At 55.4% G+C, this 2,878-nt stretch carries 4 protein-coding genes; all 4 read right to left on the reverse strand.

Annotated features, from left to right (window positions below; genetic code table 11):
* Positions 1-211 precede the first annotated feature (211 nt).
* Positions 212-685: a helix-turn-helix domain-containing protein gene (locus HNR46_RS20320; RefSeq protein WP_184022504.1), complete on the reverse strand. Its 474-nt coding sequence runs from the start codon at positions 683-685 to the stop codon at positions 212-214.
* Positions 686-788: 103 nt separating this feature from the next.
* The gene (locus tag HNR46_RS20325; RefSeq protein WP_184022506.1) at positions 789-1,100 is read right to left on the reverse strand and encodes a hypothetical protein; all 312 of its coding nucleotides are present in this window, start codon (positions 1,098-1,100) and stop codon (positions 789-791) included.
* Between the two features lie 711 nt (positions 1,101-1,811).
* Positions 1,812-2,249 (reverse strand): hypothetical protein, encoded by a 438-nt coding sequence (locus tag HNR46_RS20330; protein WP_184022508.1) that lies wholly within the window; start codon positions 2,247-2,249, stop codon positions 1,812-1,814.
* A 129-nt stretch (positions 2,250-2,378) separates the two neighbouring features.
* Positions 2,379-2,645, reverse strand: a complete 267-nt coding sequence (locus HNR46_RS20750) for a hypothetical protein (RefSeq protein WP_221285315.1) — start codon at positions 2,643-2,645, stop codon at positions 2,379-2,381.
* Between the last annotated feature and the right edge of the window lie 233 nt (positions 2,646-2,878).

The following is a 2,878-nucleotide window of genomic DNA, read 5'->3' on the forward strand; positions in this document are numbered from 1 at the left end:
AGCATCGCACACCGCTACCAGAATCGAGGCCGGAATGGACGCTACGAACAGGCTCCACCCGGTGATATCTCGGCGACTCATTTTAGAGCGAACGTTAGAGGCCACCTACCGCTGACCGGCGGCGGCAGCACGAAACAGGGAAAGGATACGAATCATGAGTGAAAAACTGCCTCGCGGCGGGTCAGCGGTTAGGTGCGCTGCCTTGTTCGCTTCATTGTTTTCTGTGCGCCATCGCCAACGCCCTTCCGGCAGAGGTGATCGTGTAAACCGAGGGGGATGGTCTGGAACCGTAAGTGACGATTCTGATCGGGGTAGTAACAAGCCTACGCTCACTAAGAACATCAAAATGCGCCTTCGCAACGCTGGGATGAAGGTCAAAATGACGGGCAATCTGATCTATCGTGAATCCCTGATCTGTCTCGAAGAAATAAAAGAGGATGCTGCGGCACTCATCATCGAGCCCATCGTCAATGCCTGCCGAATCATTCAGCTTGCCACGAAGTTCTTTGTTCTCCGCTATAAGCTCCGAAATCTTCAGTCGGGATTGCTCAAGGCTCAAATTCGCCTCGATGAGCTTCTCATCGAGCAGCGTGACCTTCTGAGTCAGCAGGTCGATAACGTCCTTCCCGAGTCCCGCCGTGGTGGCAAGTCGGATCGCATCTTTGGCGGTGTCGCTGAGTCCCATGTTTTTGTAGCGAACGTCATAGCACATCAACCGCCTGACGGCAGCCGCGCGTTGACTGTGGGTTGAGGTTTGTGGTCACGGGAAAAATCCGACTCGGAACGGGTCAGGCGGTTGGGTGCTGCGGCTTGTTCGCCTTGTTCTTTGTTAGGGCTCGTGTCTGACCGACGGCGTAAGGAATTGTGGCGAGCGAAAAAGCCGAACCGAAAATTGGCCGACCAGTCAGAAACGACATCGTCGCAAGACTTCCGAAGACGAGAATACCGAACGGCCATACCCAGCGTGGAGTCGGCTTGGACTGAGTGAACAACTTCTCACCTCTCCGCCAACGCATGACCAAAATTGGAATAGCAATGCTTCCGCCGATTAAGACGCCAGCTCCCACAGAAGAGAGAAAACTTGTCAGCTCTGGATTCATCGCGAGTTGAGCAGTTTCTTGGCGAACGTCATAGCACACCAACCGCCTGACGGCAGCCGCGCTTTGACTGTGGGTTAAAGGTTCTAATCACGGGAAAAATTCGACTCGGAGCGGGTCAGGCGGTTGGGTGCTGCGGCTTGATAGCCGATTTGATTTTTGGGAGTTCAGCCGGCCAGTCAGGTGGGTAATGAACCTCGAAGCCGTCCCAGATGCCGACGACTCTTCCGAAAATGCAGTCTCGTCTCCCTGCCGCCCAATCTGGCGACATTCTCTCCCATTCTGGCTGCGTAGGAACGAAAAGCTCTGGCCGTCCCACTTCCGTCCACCGAGATGGCAACTCAACTGATCGGGAGCCACCCGATACGGCTTCCTCGTACCTCGATCTACCCTCGCCGGCCCAAATCACTCGATATCCTCGGTGCCGAAACGAGCGCTTCTCAAGCACCCGCAAGACCGGGACGGCAATAACCGCCAACCCAATAGGCACGGACCAAAAGATGGGATGACGAATAGCGACCGCCACGAAGACGAACAGAAGACCCAGGAGCGCTAGTCCGAGTCGAAGTTCCCAAAGCACGCTCTTCATTCTCCGGGCTATCGTCAAAGTCCTCTCACACCTGCCCGAGGGCGAGGCTTCGACTGGTGGTTGAAGTTGGAATGGTCATGGCGGATTGAATTCGCGGCGGGGCAGGTGTTGAGAGCGACGCCTTGTTAGCGTTGGGTTTCGTGGATCGACCTGGACACCTTGGTTCCGGTATCCAGGTCGATTGTCTCGATGATCGTCTTTGCGCCAATGCTCGTTACCTGAATCTTCTTGTCCTCGATTCTTGTCCAAACCCTGTGATTATACTTCGAGTGGGATACCCCCAAAGGAGCGACTTGATAACGCCAAATCACTTTGCCCGCTCCGTCGACCCGCTCCAATTCGACCCCGCTATCGGAGATTGGCCCGTATCGGATGTAGAGGCGTCCCCCCTGCGTTGTGCTTAGATCGATGAACTCCCCTTTGGTGAAGATACCATCGACGCTTGGGAACCACGATTTGGGGATGCTCTTGATTTGGGTCTCTGTGACGTCAACTGACTTTTCTTCACCAAAGACCATCGACAGAGAGAAAAGGAGAATGAGAGCTATCGGGAGAAATTTCATCTTTCGCTAACGTCATAGCACACCTACCGCCTGACGGCAGCCGCGCGTTGACTGTGGGTTGAGGGTTGTAGTCACGGTGAAAATCCGACTCGGAGCGGGTCAGGCGGTTGGGTGCTGCGCCTTGTTCGCTTATTCGTTCTTCTTGGTTGTCGCTGCGGCCTGGGCACGGGTCAACATCACTTCTCCAGAGATCGCCCATCCAGATTCGAACTCCCGAGCGACGCCGATAACGCTCTGATCGAAGAATGCACTGATCTCCCAATCTCTCTTCGTGCTCATCGGGACTGCGCCACGCCTCACGTAAAGCTCGACAAACGAACCTCCCGAGGCTTCGCCCGAAACGCCTCGGGGAACCCCGGGTGGCTCTTCTATAATTCTCGCCGTATCGGTCTTCATTCCGGTTGCCTTAATCGCATCTGCAACGGTCATTCCGACCAGTGGCGCATCATCGATCTTGGGCGTTGAACGGTATGCGCAACCAGTCAACAACAGAATCAGAGCGACTGATGCGGAGACGGCATTCATTCTTTAGCGAACGTCAGAGAACAGGCGGCCCCGACTCCCATGGCGGCGCTCCGATTCTCATTGCCGGATTGAACCACCGGAAACGCGACGCAACAAGGCCGCTG

Origin of the sequence: Haloferula luteola, from assembly GCF_014201715.1 — a bacterium.
GTDB classification, from domain to species: Bacteria; Verrucomicrobiota; Verrucomicrobiia; order Verrucomicrobiales; family Akkermansiaceae; genus Haloferula; species Haloferula luteola.